The following is a 17,921-nucleotide window of genomic DNA, read 5'->3' as shown; positions in this document are numbered from 1 at the left end:
TCAGTATTTCGCGGTCGCGTCGCTTGCCGGGTAGGTCTCGTCGAGAGCCTCGTCGGTCCGGCTCATCGTATCGCCCGGCGTGCGGGTTGCCTCCGATCCGGCATCGCGGAATGCGCCGTCCGGCTGGCCGCTGGCGAACGCGACGCCGTTATTTTCGGCGACGTTCTTTTCGTAATATTTGTATCCGGCGTAACCGACGGCGCCGAGTGCTGCGAGCTTCAAAAGCATGGGGTAACCCTTTCGTGTCTGTTCACCGTCTCAACGGCGCAACACGCTAAAAGGTCCTGCCAATTCAGCCTATTCGTCGCCGACCCGTTCGATATCCGCGCCGACCAGCGAAAGTTTCTCCTCCAGCCGCTCATACCCCCGGTCGAGGTGATAGATGCGGCGCACCACCGTCTCGCCCTCAGCAGCGAGCGCGGCGATGATGAGGCTCATGGAAGCGCGCAGATCGGTCGCCATGACCTCGGCGCCGGTCAGCCGCTCCACCCCGCGCACGATCGCGGTGCGTCCCTCGGTCTCGATATCCGCCCCCATTCGCGCCAGTTCGGGCACGTGCATATAGCGGTTCTCGAAGATCGTTTCCTTGAGGACGCTGGTGCCTTCCGCCTTGCAGAGCAGGCTCATCAATTGTGCCTGCATGTCGGTGGCAAGGCCCGGATAGGGCGCGGTCGAGAGGTTCGTAGCCTTCAGCGGACCGTCGGCGGAGACGCGGATGCCGCCCTTCACCTCCTCGATCGCGACTCCGATATTGCGCAGCGCGTGGAGCGTCGCCTGCATCTCGCTCGCATTGGCACCGTCCAGCGTCACGTCGCCGCCCGTGATCGCGGCGGCGCAGGCATAGGAGCCCGCCTCGATCCGGTCAGCCATCACCTTGTAGGTCGCGCCGTTCAGTTTCTTCACGCCGTGGATCGTCAGATCGGACGTGCCGATCCCTTCGATCTCGGCGCCCATCGCGACGAGGAGATTGCAGAGATCCACGATCTCGGGCTCGCGCGCGGCGTTGAACAGCCGGCTGGTCCCGTTCGCCAGCACCGCCGCCATCAGCGCGTTCTCCGTCGCGCCGACCGAGACGACCGGGAAATCGAAATCGCCCCCCGGCAGGCCGCCATCGGGCGCCGACGCCTTCACATAGCCCGCCGCCAGCTCGATATGCGCGCCGAAGGCTTCCAGCGCTTTCAGGTGAAGGTCGATCGGGCGATTGCCGATGGCACAGCCGCCGGGCAGCGACACCGTCGCCTCGCCCGTGCGGCCCAATAGGGGCCCGAGCACCAGGATCGAGGCGCGCATCTTCCTGACAAGCTCATACGGCGCGACGTTCGATGTGATCCGCATCGCTTCCAGCGTAACCACCCGCCCGAATTCCTCGGGCCGCTTGCCGGGGATCGTGTGGCTGACGCCGAACTGTGTCATCAGATGCTGGAACCCGTCGATATCGGCGAGGCGCGGGAGATTGCGCAGCGTCACCGGCTCTTCGGTCAGCAGCGCGCAGGGCAGCAGGGTGAGAGCGGAGTTCTTGGCGCCGGAGATCGGCATGGTGCCGGCAAGGCGATTGCCGCCGCGAATGATGAGCTTGTCCATGATGGAGCGTTTACCGCATTCGCCTGCGCAGGCAAGGCGCGCCCATCAAGAGCGAGCGCCATCAGCGCGCGGAACGAAAGGCCGGGGAGCGCGACCGAACTCGCGCTCCCCTAAGCCTCGGTTCAAGCGTCGGCGGGCTCGCGATCCTCGCCCTGCGACTTGTCGCCCTTGTCCGCTTTGCGGTCCGAGCCAGCGCCGCGCTGGCTGGCGACCAGCGCCTTGGCATCCTTCGGCGCGGCATCGCCGGTGAAGGTGTCGCCAGCGTCTTCGTCGAACGCAGCCCCTTTGACGAGGCCGGAGAGGTTGGACCCGTCGAGGCCCAGTTCCTTCATCAGCCCGTCGAGGACGGGAGCCTGTGCGCGATAGGCGAGCGCCGCGCTGACCGCGTCGGTAGCGAGATTGCCGGAACTTCCCGCGCCCGGCGAGCCGCCCTGCCCCTTTCCGCCGCCATTCGTCAGCCCGTCGACCTGGACGATCTTGATCGAATCGATCGCCTCCATCGGCTTGGCGCTTTCGCGGATGACTTCGGGGAGGACCTTCAGCAGAGCGAGTTTCGTCTGCAGGCTGATCTGCTCCATCGAGAGGATGTTCGCCGCCTCATTGATGGCGCGCTGGCCCGCAGCCTCGACTTCGAAGCGCACGCGCGCGGCTTCGGCGCGCAGCTTCTCGGCCTCCGCCTCGCCCTCGGCTTCGCGACGGGCGGCTTCGGCGCGGTTCTGGGCCGCGTCCTTCTCAGCCTCTGCATCGACGCGGATCTTGATCGCGTCACGCTCGGCCTGCTTCGAGGCTTCGATCAGTTCGATGCGCTTCTGGCGCTCGGCGATCTCGGTCTCGCGGCTGGTGGCCACCTGTTCTTCCGCAGCGACCGCCTTGGCACGTGCCTCGTCGGCATTGGCCTTGGCCTGGCTTTCCTCGCGGCTCTTGTTCTGGACCGCGATCTGCTGTTCCTGCCGCGCGATTTCGAGCGCGCGCTGCTGGTCGATGCGGGCTTCCTCGACCAGGCGATCGGCCTCGATCTGCTGGGCGTCGACTTGCTTCTTGGCCTCGATCCGCGCGGCATCGGCTTCGCGCGTCCGCTCCGCCTGGGTGCGGGCGATTTCGGATGCCTGAGCGGCGCGGCGCACTTCGACCTCGCGCTCCTGCTCGAGCCGGGCATATTCGGTGTCGCGGCTGATCTCGAAACTCTTCTGCGCGGCTTCGAGGTTCTTGGTTTCCATCTGGACGCGCGTGTCCTGCTCGATGTCGTTCCTGAGCTTCTTGCGCGCCTCGATCTGCTCGGTCAGCTTGGTGAGACCCTCGGCGTCGAAGGCGTTGTTGGCGTTGAAGTGTTCGATCGAGGTTTGGTCGAGCCCGGTCAGCGAGACCGATTCCAGTTCGAGCCCGTTCATCGCGAGATCGTTGGAGCTGACCTGCTGCACCTTCTGGACGAAATCGGCGCGCTGTTCGTGCAACTCGTTCATGGTCATGCCCGCCGCGACCGAGCGCAGCGCGTCGACGAACTTGCCCTCGACCAGGTCCTTGAGCATTTCGGGCTGCATGGTGCGTTGGCCCAAAGTCTGCGCGGCCATGGCGATCGCCTCGCTATCGGGCTTCACGCGGACGTAGAATTCGGCCTTCACGTCGATCCTGAGGCGATCGAGCGTGATCAAGGCCTCGCCATCGCGGCGCACCACGCTGAGGACCAGCGTGTTCATGTTGACCGGCATGGTTTCGTGGAAGACGGGAAGCACCAGCGCGCCGCCATTCATAACGACCTTCTCGCCGCCGACGCCGGTCCGCACGAAGGCGATTTCCTTCGAGGCGCGGCGATACATCTTCAAAAGGAAGGTGATCACGATGAGCGCGAAGATCACGCCCCCGACCAGCACCACCAGAGACGTTCCGAACAGGTCTTCCATCAACACCCCCTAGTTGAAATCAGTTTGGCGACAGGCGGCGCTCGGCCAGCGCGGTCGCGTAGAATTGGTCCTTTTCGCGGCGGACGAGCAGGACCTCGTCGCCCGAATGCAGTTCGCTCGATTGCTCGTGCGGCTCCACCATCACGTAATGCGCCTGCCCATGCACGTCGCGGACGCGGGCCCGCGCGGGCGATCCGGCGCGTGCGACACCATCGGTGATCGTGGCGCGGCGACCGATCAGGCTTTCGGTGCGCACGGCGGTCGTATGATCCTTGGGCAACACCGCGCCGAGCGGACGCGCGAGCACGCCCGTCACCGGCAGCGCCGCGCCCCCCGCGATCACCGCCGCAAGCCAGGAATAGAGCGGCGCGCCGGTCAGGTTCTCCGCCAGTTCCTGCACGCTGAGGCCGATACCGGCGAACATCAGCAGGAACAGCGCAAGCCAGATCGTCAGGGGCACGCGTCCCAACCCGAGCAGGGTCAGGAACCCTTCCATCATACCCGGCTGGAGCGCGGCGTCGCCGTCCGCGCCGGTCTCGAGATCGAAATCGGCGTCCCCGCCCCAATCGCCGAGGCCGAGCAGCTGGACCAGCGCCAGCAGCACCATCAGCCCCATCGCGATGGCGAAAGGCAGGTTGTGCGGTTCGAGCAAAGTCATGATTCCCCCCTCTCGCTTATGGGCCTGAACACCCGCTTCCACCACCGAAACGAGCGCATCGGCCTACTGTGTTAGCGATGTGGATCACCTAGCAGAAATCGGTCATTTTCCGTAGGAATATGCGACGAACGGAGTTCGATTTTCGCACCCGAAAGGCGGCTTCGCGGCGCTCAGGCGCCCGCCTGCGCACGGGCGGCAAATTCGTCGCGCAATTCGCGCTTGTAGAGCTTCCCGTTCGCCTCGCGCGGCAGTTCGCTGCGGAATTCGAACAGGCGCGGCATCTTGATCCGGCTCAATTCCGGTTCGAGATAGGCGCGCAATTCCGCTTCCAGCTGCTCGCCGGCCTCGTCCATCGTCACCGGCTGGACCACGGCGACGACCTGTTCGCCCAGATCGGGATCGGGCGCGCCGATGACGGCGGCGTCCATTACCTTGGGATGGCTGACGAGAAGGTTCTCAACCTCCTGGGGATAGACGTTGACCCCGCCGCTGATGATCATGTGGCTCTTGCGGTCGGTGAGGTAGAGATAGCCCTCCGCATCGACATGGCCGATATCGCCCAGCGTCATCCAGCCTTCGGGATGCATCGCCTCCGCCGTCTTGGCGGGATCGTTGTGATAGGTCGGCAGGATCTCGTTCTCGAAATAGATCAGGCCGTCCTCCCCCGGCGGCAGTTCCGCGCCGTCCGGCCCGCAGATATGAAGCTTGCCGAAGATCGCCTTGCCCACCGTTCCGGGCCGCTCCAGCCATTCCTGCGCCTTGACCAGCGTCATCCCGATCCCTTCGGACCCGGCGTAATATTCGTTTACGATCGGCCCCCACCATTCGATCATCGCCTGCTTCACCGGCACCGGGCAGGGCGCTGCGGCATGGAGCGCGCGCTGATGGCTCGACAGGTCGTAGCCCGCGCGCCGCTCCGGCTCCAGTTTCAGCATACGGACGAAATGGGTGGGCACCCACTGGCTGTCGGTCACGCTATAGCGCTCGATCGTCTGAAGGGCGGCTTCGGGGTCGAATTTCTCCATCACGACGAGCGTGCCGCCGAGCCTGTGGACGGTGGTGCCCCAGCCGAGCGGCGCGGAGTGATAGAGCGGAGCGGGCGAGAGATAGACCGCCGAACCGTCGGCAGGCACGCCCGCCCCCATCACCGCGAGGCCGACAAGGGGAACCGGCGCCTGGACATCGTCGCTGTCCGGCGCGCGCGGGCGCACACCCTTGGGGCGCCCGGTGGTTCCGCTGGAATAGAGCATATACTGGCCGGGCGACGGGTCATCGAGTGGTGTGTCCGACTGTCCGGCGAGAGCGGCGGCGAGATCTTCCTCCCCCTCCCCGTCCAGCACCAGGAACTCGCATTGCGGGCAGAGCGCGCGCAGAGCCTCGATCCGATCCGCGAAACGGGCCGAAGTGACCAGCAGCCGCGCGTCGGAATCATTCAGGATATAGGCGATTTCCGGCGCGGTTAGCCGGGTGGAAATCGGCACCATCATCGCGCCCGATCGCTGCGATCCCCAGACCAGCTGGAGATAGAGCGCGTTGTTCTCCATCAGCAGGCCGAAATGCGCACCCTTGCCCACGCCGCGCGCGCGCAACAGCCGGGCGAAGCGATTGGCGGTCTCATCCAACGCGCGATAGCTGACCGTCTCGCCGCTGCCCGCCATGATGATGGCCGGATGGTCCGGGCGCGCCTGTGCGTGCGCGATGGGATGCATGTCTCTCTCCCGCAAAGGCGCTCCCGGCTTGTCCCGGTGCACGCGATCTGGTTGCAGGCCGAAACCTAAACCATGGATCGGAAGGGGGCAAAGCAAAAGGCGGCCGGGGTTGCCCCCAGCCGCCTTTGGTGCCGAATGGTTTCTTCGCTTATTCGGCGGAAAGCAGCGCCAGAGCGTGATCGCGGTGATCGTCCGATGCGACCATGTAGGGCGACGGATCGACCGCGACGCCATCGACGCGGACTTCGTAATGCAGGTGCGGGCCGGTCGAACGACCGGTCGAACCGACATAGCCGATCAGATCGCCCTTCTTCACCTTGTCGCCCGCCGACACGACCATGTCGGACAGATGGGCGAAGCGCGTCTGGAGCGAGGCGCCGTGTTCGATCGAAATATACTTGCCGTAGCTCGAGAACCAGTCGGCCTTGCTGACGAAGCCGTCCGCCGTGGCATAGACCGGCGTGCCGGTCGGCGCGGCGAGGTCGACACCCTTGTGGCCGCGCATCCCGCCCAGCACCGGGTGATTGCGCATCCCGTACCCGCTCGAAAGCCGCGCATCGGTCAGCGGCATGGCGGAGGGAACCGAGACCGGCGTGGTCGCGATGCCTGCCGAAACCTTGTCCATGCGTTCCCAGCTGGCAAACAGCTGTTCGAACTGGCGATCGCCGTCAGCGGTGGTGACGGTGGATCCGGCCGTGTCCTTCGCCGGCATATCGACCGCCGGAACCATCGCAGCGGAGTTCGCGCTTTCGGCGGCGGCGGGCGCGGCGGCCATCAGGCCGGCGGCACCCAGGCCGAGTGCGAGCGTCCGCAAAGCGTGGTTGAAAAGCTTCGTCATATGTGACCCGTCCATATTTCGAAGGCCGTAAAGGCCCCGATCGGCTCCCAATCCCGTGGATCACCGATCTATTTTCATCACCGCCGGAACCCCCCGACGTCTCGTGCATTCTGGGGTGGCGGAGAGAAGTTTACGAAGCAAGTGCGCCGTAGAACTCTAGCGACAAACCGGCTGATCGACGCGCTGAGTCGTTGAATGGCGGTTTGATAACCCCTGCAAAATGGCTTTCGACCAATTTTCGCCACAATTCCGGTGGGTTTTCGCCGCGCGCCGCCGCGACGCGCGAAAAGTGCTTGGTGCCCAGCGACACATGGCGGATTTCGTCGTCAAGGATGCGTTGCAGGATCGCGGCGCCGCGCGAATCGCCCGATGACGCCACGCGGTCGCGAGTCGCGGGCGTGACGTCGAGGCCTCGCGCCTCCAGCACCATCGGCACCACGGCGAGCCGCGCCCCGACATCGCCCGCCGTATCACGCGCCGCCTGCCACAACCCGTCATGCGCGGGCAGCGCGCCATAGTGCGAACCGAGCGATGCGAGCTTGCGATCGAGCAGGGCGAAATGCATCGCCTCGTCCGCCGCGACACCGAGAAAGTCCGACGCGAACGCCTCGCCCATCTGGCCGCCGAAACGCCCGACGATATCGAGCGCCAGATCGATGGCGACGAATTCGATATGGGCGAGGGCGTGCCACAGGGCGATCCGCCCCCGCTCCGACCCACCCTTGCCGCGCTTGGGCATCTGCGAGGGCGGCAGCAGATCGAGATCGTCGGGCCAGGCGGGGCGATCGGGCATGGGCGCGGCGTCATCATCCCCCAGATCGAAGCGTAAACGTCCCAGCCGCCAGTCCCGCGCCACCTGCCGCGCAGCGAAGACTTTCGCGCTCGCCTCTCCGGTCAGCAGCGCCGCGCGGATCGCGTGCGACAAGCCGGGTCGTTCGCTCACGCCTCGCGCGCCGCGGCCAGCACCTCTTCGGCGTGGCCCTTCACCTTCACCTTCGGCCAGACGCGCAGGATGCGCCCATCCTCGCCGATCAGATAGGTCGTGCGGACCATGCCCATGAAGGTCTTTCCGTACATCTGCTTCTCGGTCCAGATACCGAGCGCGTCCGACATGCCGCCTTCCTGCGCATCGGTCGCGAGATCGACGGTTAGATCGTGCTTGGCGATGAAATTCCTGTGCTTCTGGCTGGAATCCTTGCTGACGCCCAGCAGGGCCACGCCCGCCGCGTCGAAATCGCGCCGCAGCGCGGAGAAATCCTTTGCCTCGGTGGTGCAGCCGGGCGTGTTGTCCTTTGGATAGAAGAAGAGCACCAGTTTGCGCCCCTCGAAGTCGGACGGCTTCACTTCGCTACCGTCGATCGTTTCGAGGGCGATATCGGGCAGAGTGTCGCCGGGGCCGAAAACCGTGTCCGTCATGTGATCTCCAATTCTGTGTTGAAAACGCGCGCCCAGTGGTCCGCGACGCAGGTCCGCGCCCGGTCGAGCGCGGCCAGAACGGCGGGGAAATCGTCGCATCTGACGAGGCGTGCCAGAACCTGCCGCGCTTCCCCGCCGGGCGGCTGCTGATCGGGCGCGAGCAGGCGTGCGCCAACGAGCAGGCGCGTGAGGAAGCGATGCGCCTCGCGCAGATCCTCGTCCACCAGCCCTCCTCCGGCCAGTTCTTCCAGCGCCGCGGTCAGATCGGGCGTCAGCGCGGTGCGATCGCGCAATTGCAGGAAGTGGACGAGGAATTCGAGATCGACCAGCCCGCCGCGCAGCAGCTTGGCGTCGAGCGGACCCTTGGAGGCTTTGTGCGACGCCATTTCGCTGCGCATGGCGAGGACGTCCTCGCGCAATTTTTCGGGATCGCGCTGTATAGTGGCGATCTCGCGCACGATCCCCTCGATCTGCGCGCGCGCCGCGTCCGATCCGGCCACCACGCGGCTCCGCATCAGCGCCATGTGTTCCCAGGTCCAGGCATCCTCGCGCTGATAGCGGGCAAAGCCGTCGATCCCCACGGCCAGCGGCCCCTGCGCGCCCTGGGGCCGCAACCGCGTATCCACCTCGTACAGCGCGCCCTCGGCAGTCGGGACGCTCAGCGCGGCGCTGACCCGCTGGGCGAGGCGGTTGAAATAGAGCGTCCGTCCCAAGGGGCGGCCCCCATCCGATTCCGCTCCGATCGCGCCGTCCGTGAACAGATAGACGATGTCGAGATCGGACGCATGGGTCAGCGCCCCTCCGCCCAATCGCCCGAGGCCGAGCACCACCAGCTCGCCATCCAAAAAGCGGCCATGACGGGCTGCGAATTCCTCCTGCGCCGCATCGAGCGCGACGTTGAGCGCCGCCTGCGCCACGCGCGACAGGGCGCTGGCGACATCGAGCGGGTCCTGCTGCGCCTCGATCAATTGCATCCCCAGGGCAAAGCGCTGTTCGCCCGTGACCACGCGGATGCGATCGAGCTTGCGTTCGTAATCGTCGCCCCGCTCGCCCCGCGCCATCCGGTCGTTGAGAGACGCGACATCGCCGGGAAGGTCGAAGGCCGAGCGGTCGATCAGCGCATCGAGCAGGTCCGGCCTGCGCGCCAGTTCGTCGGCAAGCGGCGGGGCGAGCGTCAGGCAGTCGACCAGCAGCTGGAACAGGCCGGGACGCGCTTCGAGCAGGCGGAAGAGGTTGATCGCGCTGGGCAGTTTCTCGAGCAGGGTCTCGAACCGCGCGAGCGCGTGGTCGGGCGCCTCGCTTTCGGCGATTGCCTCGATCAGGTCGGGCAGGATCGCCTCGAACGCGCTGATCGCCGCCGCGCTGCGCAGCGCGCGATAGCGGCCATCGCTCCAGCGCGCGATCCGCTGCGAAACGGTTTCGGCATCGGTGAAACCCAGCTCTTCCAGCCGATTCGGCGCGGCGGGAGAGGCAGGCGCGCCGCCATCTTCCGCGATCAACTCGCCGAACAGCTCCGCCACGGGGGCGCAGGTCCTTGCCACCAGATCGACCAGAGCCGCGCCATTTTCAAGCCCATGCAGATGCGCGACATTCTCCAGCGCTTCGCCTTCGGGAAGGCTGTGCGTCTGGCGGTCCGCGACCATCTGAAGTCTGTGTTCGATCGTGCGCAGCCGGTCATAGGCCTCGCCCAATATGCGCGCGGTGTCGGGCGGGATATGCCCCGTCGCCGCCAGCGCGTCGAGCGCGGCGCGCGTGCCCCGCCCCCGCAGCGAGGCATCGCGCCCGCCATGGACCAGCTGATGGGTCTGGGCGAAGAATTCGATTTCGCGAATGCCGCCGCGCCCGAGCTTGAGATTGAAGCCCGGCCCCGCCTCTGTCGGCCCCGAATGGCTGTCGCGGATGCGCGCGGTCAGCCGCCGGATTTCGTCGATCGCGCCGAAATCGAGGCTGCGCCGCCATACGAAGGGGCGGATCGCATCGAGGAAGCGCTCGCCCGCCGCGATGTCGCCCGCCGCCGCCCGTGCGCGGATGAAGGCGGCGCGCTCCCATGCAAGCGCCGAGCTTTCGTAATGCGTCGTCGCCGCGCCGATCGGGATTGCCAGCGGGCTGACTTCGGACGCCGGACGCAAGCGCAGGTCGACGCGGAAGACATATCCCTCGGGCGTGGTCTCGGACAGGAGCCGCACCGTTTCGCGCGCATAGCGCTGCGCCGCCTCGCCCGGCTCGTCGCGCTCGCGAAGGGGCAATGTGTCGGGATCGTAGATCAGGATCGGATCGATGTCCGAACTGTAATTGAGTTCGCCCGCCCCATGCTTGCCGAGCGCGAGGCCGATCATGCCATCGGGCGCGGCTCCCGGCACACGCCGCGCGATCGAAGCCGCGATCGCCGCGTGGAGCGCGCGGTCGGCAAAGGTCGACAATTCGCGCATCACGCGATCGAGTTCGAGCCCTCCGGCGAGATCGCCCACTGCCAGGGCCAATGCCAAAGCCAGCCGTTCGCGCCTCAACGCGGCGCCGGTGTCCTCGATATCCTCGCCCGCCGCCTTGGCCGCGAGCAGCGCCTCCTCGATTTGGCCCTTTTCCAAAAGCGCCTCGATCGCGGGCAATCGCTCCAGCGCGCGCGACAGGAACGGGGAATGCGCGCGCGCCCGCGTTAAGGCTCCGGCCCAGTCGGGAGAGGATGAGAGTGCGGCGGCCATCGCCCGATCGCATGGACGCCGCGCGCTTGCCCCGCAAGGTGCGAGGTGCGAGAGGGCGCCCGCCCGTCACCCTCTTTGCCCGCCCATTACCGGAGCCTGCCGATGCCTCTCGATACCCCGATCATGCCGCCCGAATGGGCGAAGCAGGACTGGCTCTGGATCGGCTTCCCCCATGCTGCGGATGAATGGCCTGACGTTCTGGGCCGCGCGCAGGAACAGATCGCGGCATTCGCCAATGCGGTCGCGGAAAGCGGGCAGGCGGTCCGCCTGCTGGTGCGCGACGCCGCCAACGAAGCGCGCGCGCGCCAGCTGACGAGCGCGGCGGTCACGCTGGAGCGGCGCGCATACGGCGATGTGTGGCTGCGCGATACCGGGCCGCTGGTCTTGAGCGACGGCGATGCGCGTGTCGCACGGCGATTCCAGTTCAACGGCTGGGGCGGCAAATATCTGATGGAGGGCGACCAGACGATCGGGGCCGAACTGGCCGAGGATGCGGGCCTCCCGCTCGAAATCGCGGACTGGATTCTCGAAGGCGGGGCGATCGACGGGGACGGAACCGGCCTCGTCGTGACGACCGAGCAATGCCTGCTCAATCCCAACCGCAATCCCGATCTCTCGCGCGCGGATATCGAGGCGCGGCTGAAGCGCGATCTCGGCTTCACGCGCGTGCTTTGGCTGGGCGACGGGCTGGTCAACGACCACACGGACGGGCACGTCGACAACCTCGCGCGCTTCGCGGCGCCGGGCCGGATCGCGCTGCCGCAGGCGACGGGGAAGGACGATCCCAATGCCGCGATCTATGACGACGCTGCGCAGAGGATCGAAGCGGCGGGAGTCGAGCTCGTCCGCATCCCCTCCCCCGGCCTCGTGACCAGCGGCGATCATGTCGAACCGGCGAGCTACGCCAATTTCGCCATCACCTCGAACCTCGTCGTGGTGCCCACCTTCGGCAGCCCCTATGACGAGGACGGGGTGGCGGCGATCGGCGATCTGTTCCCCGACCGCGCCACCATCGGCCTGCCCGGCGATGCGGTGCTGGCGGGCGGCGGCGGCTTCCATTGCGCCAGCCAGCAGATGCCCGCGGCGAGATAGGGGCTGGCGGAATGGCGCGCTTAAGACTTTTTTAGCATTCTCGCGCGACAACGGGAGCATGGCCAAGGCTATCGCTCTCGTCCGCACTCCTTTCGCCGCGCTGCGTCCCACGGACCTGCTGCGCTCACTGATCATCGGCGCCTGCGGCCTCGCGCTCGCCTTTGCCGGGCCGATCCTGCCGCTCTGAGCGGCTTCAGCCGGCCACCTTCACCCAACCGCTTTTATCAGCGCCGCCACCGCCGCCGCGCCCAGCACCGCGCCCACGCAGATCCGCCAGGTCCGGTCCGCGATCCGGCCCGAAAGCCTGTCGCCCAATCTGTTGCCGAGCAAGACGGCCGGGAACAGCAGCGCCGCGAGCAGGGCCAGATTCCATTCCAGCACACCGAGCGCCGTGCCGCTGACGAGGCCCGCACTCGACGCGCAGGTGAAGATCAGCAGCATCGAGGCCTTGGCCGTCTCGCGCGGGATGTCGCGCCCGACATAATAGGGCACGACCGGCGGCCCCGGCATCCCGGCATAACCGGTCATCAATCCGCTCAAAATACCGACACCGCCGGTCGTCGCCGGGTGATGATCCAACGCGCCCCGTCGCGGCAGGAGGATCGCGACGAAGGCCGACAGGGCGATGAAGGCAATGACGACTCGCGCGATGGCGGGCGTGGTCAGGCTGAGCGCATAGAGCCCCAGCGGCGTCGTCACCGCGACGAGCGCGATGATGACCCATGCCGACTTTTCCGCATTCCGCAGCAGCCTGCGGATTTCCGACAGACCGATGAAGACCGACAGGAAATTGGTCAGCAGCACCGCATGGACGGGCGAAAGCGCCAGCGCCAGGATCGGCACCAGCAGGATCGCCATCCCGAACCCGGTCAATCCGCGCACGAAGGCCGAGCCGAACGCAGCGAGTAGCGCGGCGATGATCGCCGCCGTGCCATATCCGGCCAGCAGGTCCATCGCGAAGGCCTAGCCCTGTTTCAGATCCGGCGGAGTCGCGGCGTCCTTCAGCATGGCGATCGCTTCGTCGAGGGGCATCACCTTCTGCTGCTGTTCGCCCAGAGTGCGGACGGCGACAGTGCCTTCCTCCGCCTCGCGATTGCCGACGACGAGGAGATGCGGGACCTTGGCGTGCGAATGTTCGCGAACCTTGTAGTTGATCTTCTCGTTGCGCAGGTCGCTTTCGACGCGGATGCCCGCCGCTTCCAGCTTGGCCACGACCTCCTTCGCATAGTCGTCCGCATCCGAAACGATGGTCGCGACCACGGCCTGGACCGGGGCGAGCCAGACGGGGAGGCGCCCGGCGAAATGCTCGATCAGGATGCCGATGAAGCGTTCATACGACCCGAAGATGGCGCGGTGGAGCATGACGGGGCGATGCTTCTCGCCATCCTCGCCGACATAGCTCGCATCGAGCCGGTCGGGCAGCACGCGGTCGCCCTGGATCGTGCCGACCTGCCAGGTCCGCCCGATCGCATCGGTCAGGTGCCATTCCAGCTTGGGGGCATAGAACGCGCCTTCGCCGGGCAATTCCTCCCAGCCGTACTCCGCGTTCGCCATGCCCGCTTCGGCCACGGCGTCGCGCAATTCCTGTTCGGCCTTGTCCCAATCGGCCTCGCTGCCGAACCGCTTTTCGGGGCGCAGCGCGAGTTTGACTTGATAGCTGAAGCCGAAATCCTTGTAGACCGCATCGGCCAGCGCGCAGAACTTGCGCACTTCCTCCACCACCTGCTCCTCGGTGCAGAAGATATGCGCGTCGTCCTGCGTGAACTGGCGCACGCGCATCAGGCCGTGGAGAGCGCCATGCGGTTCGTTGCGGTGGCAGCAGCCCATTTCGCCCAGCCGGATCGGCAGGTCGCGATAGCTGGTGATGCCCTGCTTGAACACGAGGACATGCGCCGGGCAGTTCATCGGCTTGATCGCCATCCAGTCGGCGTCCTTCGCCACCGAGGGATGCGATCCGGCGCCGCTATCGTCGACTTCGGGCACCATGTCGGGCACCGCGAACATGTTCTCGGCATATTTGCCCCAGTGGCCGGATTGCTCCCACTGGCGCACATCCATCAATTGCGGCGTCTTGATCTCGCGATAGCCGCCATTGTCCATCCTGCGGCGCATATAGGCTTCGAGCTCGCGCCAGATGCGATAGCCCTTGGGATGCCAGAAGACCGATCCGTGCGCCTCTTCCTGCAAATGGAACAGGTCCATCTCGCGGCCCAATTTGCGGTGGTCGCGCTTGGCGGCTTCCTCCAGCCGCGTGAGATGCGCGTTCAGCTGCTTCTTGTTGAGCCAGCCGGTGCCGTAGATGCGCGTCAATTGCGCATTCTTCTGGTCACCGCGCCAATATGCGCCCGCGACGCGCATCAGCTTGAAAGCGTCGGGGTCGAGCTTGCCGGTCGAGGCGAGGTGGGGGCCGCGGCACATATCGAGCCAGTCCTCACCCGACCAGTAAACCGTCAGCTCCTCGTTCTCGGGCAATTCCTTCGCCCATTCGGCCTTGAAGACCTCGCCCTCGCTCTCCCACTTTTCAATCAGCTGCTCGCGGCTCCAGACCTCGCGCTTCAGCGGCTTGTCGGCCTTGATGATGCGGCGCATCTCCTCCTCGATCGCGGGAAGGTCGTCCATCGAGAACGGGTCGCGATTTTCCGGCGCCTTGACGTCGTAATAGAAGCCATCGTCGGTCGAAGGGCCGAAGGTGATCTGCGTGCCGGGATAAAGCGACTGGACCGCTTCGGCGAGGACATGCGCGTAATCGTGGCGCGCGAGTTCGAGCGCGTCTTCCTCGTCGCGCGCCGTCACCAGCGCCAGCTCGGCATCGCCGTCGAAGGGGCGGTTGATGTCGCGCAGCTCACCATCCACGCGCGCCGCGATCGCCGCCTTGGCAAGGCCGGGGCCGATCGCGGCGGCGACATCGGCCGGGGTCGATCCGGCCTCCATCTCGCGCACGGACCCATCGGGCAGGCTGATCTTAAGCAATTCCGTCATCGTCACATTCCCTCGCTGCCGGGGGCCATGGCACAGCGGCGCGCCCGGTCAAGCCGCGGCGTATCGTGGAGTAGGATCGGGAAGGACGCCGCACCACCCGACCGGGACCGTGGGCCGGGAAGCGGGCGAGGCGTCAGCCTGCGCGCGCGCACCCCGGCGCGGTGGTAGTCGAAATAGAGGTGCGAGCATTCGTCATGCGCGGCAGATAGCGGCTGCAGGCCGTTTGCTCAAGCCGGTGTCACACCGCCTCGAGCCGCTTCTGCCCCGCCAGCGCGGTGATCCGCTTGGTTCCAGCCAGCGTGGTCCCTCTCCGCTTCGCGCCCATCAGGCGATATTCGCTGGTCGCGCTGCCCGGCGTCAGTTCCACCGCCATGTAGCCGCGATGCGACGCGTCCATCCATTGCAGCTCGGGATTGAAGCGTACGGTCTCGCGCTCCAACTCGGCTGTCGGCACGTAAGTTACGTAGTTCTCAAGCCCCGGCGAGGTGACCGACTGGCCGCCGAATTCGACGCCCACCTGCGCCCCGTCCTGCGTAAGATCGAAGGCCCAGGCGTTATGGGTATCGCCCGCCAGGCTGACCAGGTTGGCATCCGCTTCGAGCGCGGCGCGCAGCACCCGCTCGCGCGCGGCGGGATAGCCGTCCCACGCGTCGAGGTTGAGCGGCAATTCGTTGCGCGAGGCCATTGCGCCCGCCTCGACATAGCGGCGCGTGCGCTCGGCCATGTCGGACGGGAGGTTTTCGGCAAGGCGCGGCGCGGTGGCGAGCTTGCCCATCAGCACCTGCTGGACGAGGACCTGCCACGGCTTGCCCGCCCGCGCCGAGCGCATCAGCCCTTCGGCAAGCCAGGCCTGTTGCCGCGCGCCGAGCATTTCGCGCGCGGGATCATTATAGACACCGCCGCGGAACGCCACGAGCGCCGCCGACGCGCTTTCGGGTGTTACCTTGCCTGACAGGATCGAGGCGTAATCGAACTGTTCGGAACGCGCCTCCAGCCGGGTTTCCAGGCGGAACAGCGTGGCGAGATCGCCGATCTCGTAGGCCGCCCAGGGCGCGTCCGACACCGGCATCCATTCGCGATAGGCGCGCATCGCCGCTGCCTTGCGGACGCTCCACGGCCCTTCGGTTTCCGGCTGGTGGTTTTGCGCCCCACCCTTCCAGCTGTCATTCGCGCTTTCGTGGTCGTCCCAGCCCGAAATCATCGGATAGACCTGATGCAGCCGCTGGAGATCGCGATCGCTGCGATACTGGGCATAGCGCATCCGGTAATCGGCCAGCGCCACGATCTCGCGTGGCGGATCGGGCTGGCGCATGGCGAAATCGGGATTGTCGTAGGTCCCCGGCCCGTATTCGTAGAAATAATCGCCCAGATGCAGCGCGCAGTCGAACTGGTTCGATTCCGCCGCATGGGCATAGGCGTTGAACCAGCCGAAGCCCATGTTCGAACACGAGAACACCGCCATGCGGAAGCGCGATGTCGGCCCCACGGGCAGAGTCCGCGTGCGGCCTTCGTCGGACTGCGTCCCGTCGGGCGCGGTGAAGCGGTAATAATACCACTTGCCCGGATCGAGCCCGGTAACCTGCGCCTTGCAGCAGAAATCGCTGGTCGGGGAGGCGGTAGCGCGCCCTTCGGCGACCACGCGGCGATTCGCGTCCGCCTCCATCACCCGCCAGTCCAGCTGCGTATCCTGACCCGCGACGAAGCGCGTCCACAGCAGGACACCGTCCGCCCCCGGCTCGCCACTGGCGACGCCATGGGTGAAACCGCGCTGGGCGCTCAGCTGGGCGGAAAGCGGTGCCGACAGCGCGCCTGCCGCCAGAATGCCCCCTTTCAGGACATGGCGACGGTCGAGCGCGGGAAGCAGGGCGGCGGCGGGCGGTTCGGTCGGGAACATAGTGGCGATCTCCTCGATGGCGGGGCGTGGACCCGCTTCGTGACAGGATCAAGACCGATGCGCGCCGAGACGCAGATACGCGCCACGACAAGGGAACGCGCCATTATGGAAAGTGAGCTTGACAATAACTACAGTCGGACGTAAAGCGTCATTGACACACAGAAAAGGACCCTTGCCATGACGACCACACGCTCCGCCCTTTTGCTCGCCGCCGCGATGATCGGAATCGCCCTCCTCGCCATCGTGGATGTCGTGCCGGAGAGACTGGCGCAGTTCGCACCGCTCGCGCTCCTGGCGCTGTTCCCGCAGGCATGGCTGGGCCGGTCGCGCGTTTGCGGGCGCGCCGTCAAAGCCGAGCGCTGACATGGCCACCCGGTCAAAGCCGGTGCGGATCGGCTTCGCGATCTCGGCGCTCCTGTCGGCCCTTTCTATCCTGATGCTCGCCGAAACATCCGCGATCGAGCGCGAGACGGCCTGGATCCTCGCGATCCTTCCGGTCTCGCTGATCGCGCTCGCTTTGTTCGCGGGCGCGCGCGCCGGGTCGACCAAGCCCGCCGCCTCGCAACGCTATTTTCTGCGCATCGGGGGTCTGATGGCCTTTTACCTCGTCAGCCTCTTCGCCGCCGAGATCCTCATCGAGGATCACGGCCTGACGGGGGCTCCGGCCGTCATCCTCGCCGTGCTGCCCGGCCTCGCCTTCGCGGGCGTGGTGTGGGTGTTCGGCGCGCTGATCGTCGAGGAGAAGGACGAATTCATGCGCCTGCTCCATATCCGCCAGGGCCTGATCGGCACCGGCATCGCGCTGACCTGCGCGGCGGTATGGGGATTTCTCGAAACCTACGGCTTCGTGCCCCATGTCGCCGCCTTCTGGTGGCCGACCATCTGGTGCTTCGGGCTGGGCCTCGGCGCGTTCGCCAACAAGATCGCCTATGGTTCGTGGGGAGAGGTCCGGTGAAGAACCGCCTCAAGGTGCTGCGCGCCGAACGCGACTGGAGCCAGCAGGACCTTGCCGAGCGGCTGGAGGTCAGCCGCCAGAGCGTCAACGCGATCGAGACGGGCCGCTACGACCCCTCGCTCCCGCTCGCCTTCCGCATCGCCGATATTTTCGGCCTCGCGATCGAGGACATCTTTCTGCGGGAGTGATCGCGGGCGGGCCG

At 66.5% G+C, this 17,921-nt stretch carries 16 protein-coding genes and 1 pseudogene; 5 read left to right on the top strand and 12 right to left on the bottom strand.

The genetic code is table 11. The features are described from left to right. From GRI47_RS12905 to GRI47_RS12865, 9 genes and pseudogenes are all read right to left on the bottom strand, one after another. Window positions 1-228, bottom strand: a complete 228-nt coding sequence (locus tag GRI47_RS12905) for a hypothetical protein (protein WP_160661761.1) — start codon at window positions 226-228, stop codon at window positions 1-3. Between the two features lie 69 nt (window positions 229-297). Further along, window positions 298-1,581 (bottom strand): UDP-N-acetylglucosamine 1-carboxyvinyltransferase, encoded by a 1,284-nt coding sequence (gene murA / locus GRI47_RS12900; RefSeq protein WP_160661760.1) that lies wholly within the window; start codon window positions 1,579-1,581, stop codon window positions 298-300. Window positions 1,582-1,703: 122 nt separating this feature from the next. After that, the gene (locus GRI47_RS12895) at window positions 1,704-3,479 is read right to left on the bottom strand and encodes a flotillin family protein (RefSeq protein ID WP_160661759.1); all 1,776 of its coding nucleotides are present in this window, start codon (window positions 3,477-3,479) and stop codon (window positions 1,704-1,706) included. A 19-nt stretch (window positions 3,480-3,498) separates the two neighbouring features. After that, complete coding sequence (locus tag GRI47_RS12890; RefSeq protein WP_160661758.1) at window positions 3,499-4,137, bottom strand: YqiJ family protein; 639 nt, start codon at window positions 4,135-4,137, stop codon at window positions 3,499-3,501. A gap of 170 nt (window positions 4,138-4,307) precedes the next feature. Continuing rightward, window positions 4,308-5,846 (bottom strand): acyl-CoA synthetase, encoded by a 1,539-nt coding sequence (locus GRI47_RS12885; RefSeq protein WP_160661757.1) that lies wholly within the window; start codon window positions 5,844-5,846, stop codon window positions 4,308-4,310. A 148-nt stretch (window positions 5,847-5,994) separates the two neighbouring features. Further along, on the bottom strand, window positions 5,995-6,684 hold the full coding sequence (locus GRI47_RS12880) for a M23 family metallopeptidase (RefSeq protein WP_237452794.1): 690 nt from the start codon (window positions 6,682-6,684) through the stop codon (window positions 5,995-5,997). A 130-nt stretch (window positions 6,685-6,814) separates the two neighbouring features. Continuing rightward, entirely contained in the window at window positions 6,815-7,627 is an 813-nt protein-coding gene (locus tag GRI47_RS12875; RefSeq protein ID WP_160661755.1) for a DUF455 family protein, read from the bottom strand. Then, on the bottom strand, window positions 7,624-8,100 hold the full coding sequence (locus GRI47_RS12870) for a peroxiredoxin (protein ID WP_160661754.1): 477 nt from the start codon (window positions 8,098-8,100) through the stop codon (window positions 7,624-7,626). The genes GRI47_RS12875 and GRI47_RS12870 overlap by 4 nt, the downstream gene beginning before the upstream one ends. Beyond that, window positions 8,097-10,802: pseudogene (locus GRI47_RS12865) on the bottom strand (bifunctional [glutamine synthetase] adenylyltransferase/[glutamine synthetase]-adenylyl-L-tyrosine phosphorylase); the annotation flags it as partial. The pseudogene GRI47_RS12865 and the gene GRI47_RS12870, both read right to left, overlap by 4 nt. Before the next feature lie 99 nt (window positions 10,803-10,901). Between GRI47_RS12865 and GRI47_RS12860 the strand changes: the two are divergent. Both GRI47_RS12860 and GRI47_RS15210 read left to right on the top strand, forming a co-directional pair. Continuing rightward, window positions 10,902-11,891 carry an agmatine deiminase family protein gene (locus tag GRI47_RS12860; protein ID WP_237452793.1) on the top strand — a complete coding sequence of 330 codons (990 nt, stop codon included), beginning with the start codon at window positions 10,902-10,904 and terminating at the stop codon, window positions 11,889-11,891. Between the two features lie 58 nt (window positions 11,892-11,949). Beyond that, window positions 11,950-12,078: a hypothetical protein gene (locus tag GRI47_RS15210; RefSeq protein WP_272916524.1), complete on the top strand. Its 129-nt coding sequence runs from the start codon at window positions 11,950-11,952 to the stop codon at window positions 12,076-12,078. Window positions 12,079-12,098: 20 nt separating this feature from the next. Here the strand turns inward: GRI47_RS15210 and GRI47_RS12855 are convergent, their stop codons facing one another. The 3 genes from GRI47_RS12855 to GRI47_RS12845 form a co-directional block, all read right to left on the bottom strand. Beyond that, a complete protein-coding gene (locus tag GRI47_RS12855) occupies window positions 12,099-12,845 on the bottom strand; it encodes a sulfite exporter TauE/SafE family protein (RefSeq protein WP_160661752.1) in 747 nt (248 codons plus the stop codon). Window positions 12,846-12,854: 9 nt separating this feature from the next. Beyond that, on the bottom strand, window positions 12,855-14,870 hold the full coding sequence (gene thrS, locus GRI47_RS12850) for a threonine--tRNA ligase (RefSeq protein ID WP_160661751.1): 2,016 nt from the start codon (window positions 14,868-14,870) through the stop codon (window positions 12,855-12,857). Between the two features lie 238 nt (window positions 14,871-15,108). Next, on the bottom strand, window positions 15,109-16,764 hold the full coding sequence (locus tag GRI47_RS12845) for an alkaline phosphatase D family protein (protein WP_160661750.1): 1,656 nt from the start codon (window positions 16,762-16,764) through the stop codon (window positions 15,109-15,111). Between the two features lie 177 nt (window positions 16,765-16,941). On the opposite strand from GRI47_RS12845, the gene GRI47_RS12840 reads away from it, so the two are divergent. From GRI47_RS12840 to GRI47_RS12830, 3 genes are read left to right on the top strand one after another with little or no spacing between them, the layout of a single operon-like run. Further along, window positions 16,942-17,127 carry a hypothetical protein gene (locus GRI47_RS12840; RefSeq protein WP_160661749.1) on the top strand — a complete coding sequence of 62 codons (186 nt, stop codon included), beginning with the start codon at window positions 16,942-16,944 and terminating at the stop codon, window positions 17,125-17,127. Between the two features lies 1 nt (window position 17,128). After that, window positions 17,129-17,719: a hypothetical protein gene (locus GRI47_RS12835; RefSeq protein ID WP_160661748.1), complete on the top strand. Its 591-nt coding sequence runs from the start codon at window positions 17,129-17,131 to the stop codon at window positions 17,717-17,719. Further along, the gene (locus tag GRI47_RS12830; RefSeq protein ID WP_160661747.1) at window positions 17,716-17,907 is read left to right on the top strand and encodes a helix-turn-helix domain-containing protein; all 192 of its coding nucleotides are present in this window, start codon (window positions 17,716-17,718) and stop codon (window positions 17,905-17,907) included. The genes GRI47_RS12835 and GRI47_RS12830 overlap by 4 nt, the downstream gene beginning before the upstream one ends. The last annotated feature ends 14 nt before the right edge of the window (window positions 17,908-17,921 follow it).

It is taken from the genome of Qipengyuania pelagi (assembly GCF_009827295.1).
Classification (GTDB): domain Bacteria; phylum Pseudomonadota; class Alphaproteobacteria; order Sphingomonadales; family Sphingomonadaceae; genus Qipengyuania; species Qipengyuania pelagi.
This window is presented reverse-complemented; position numbering and strand designations above follow the sequence as displayed.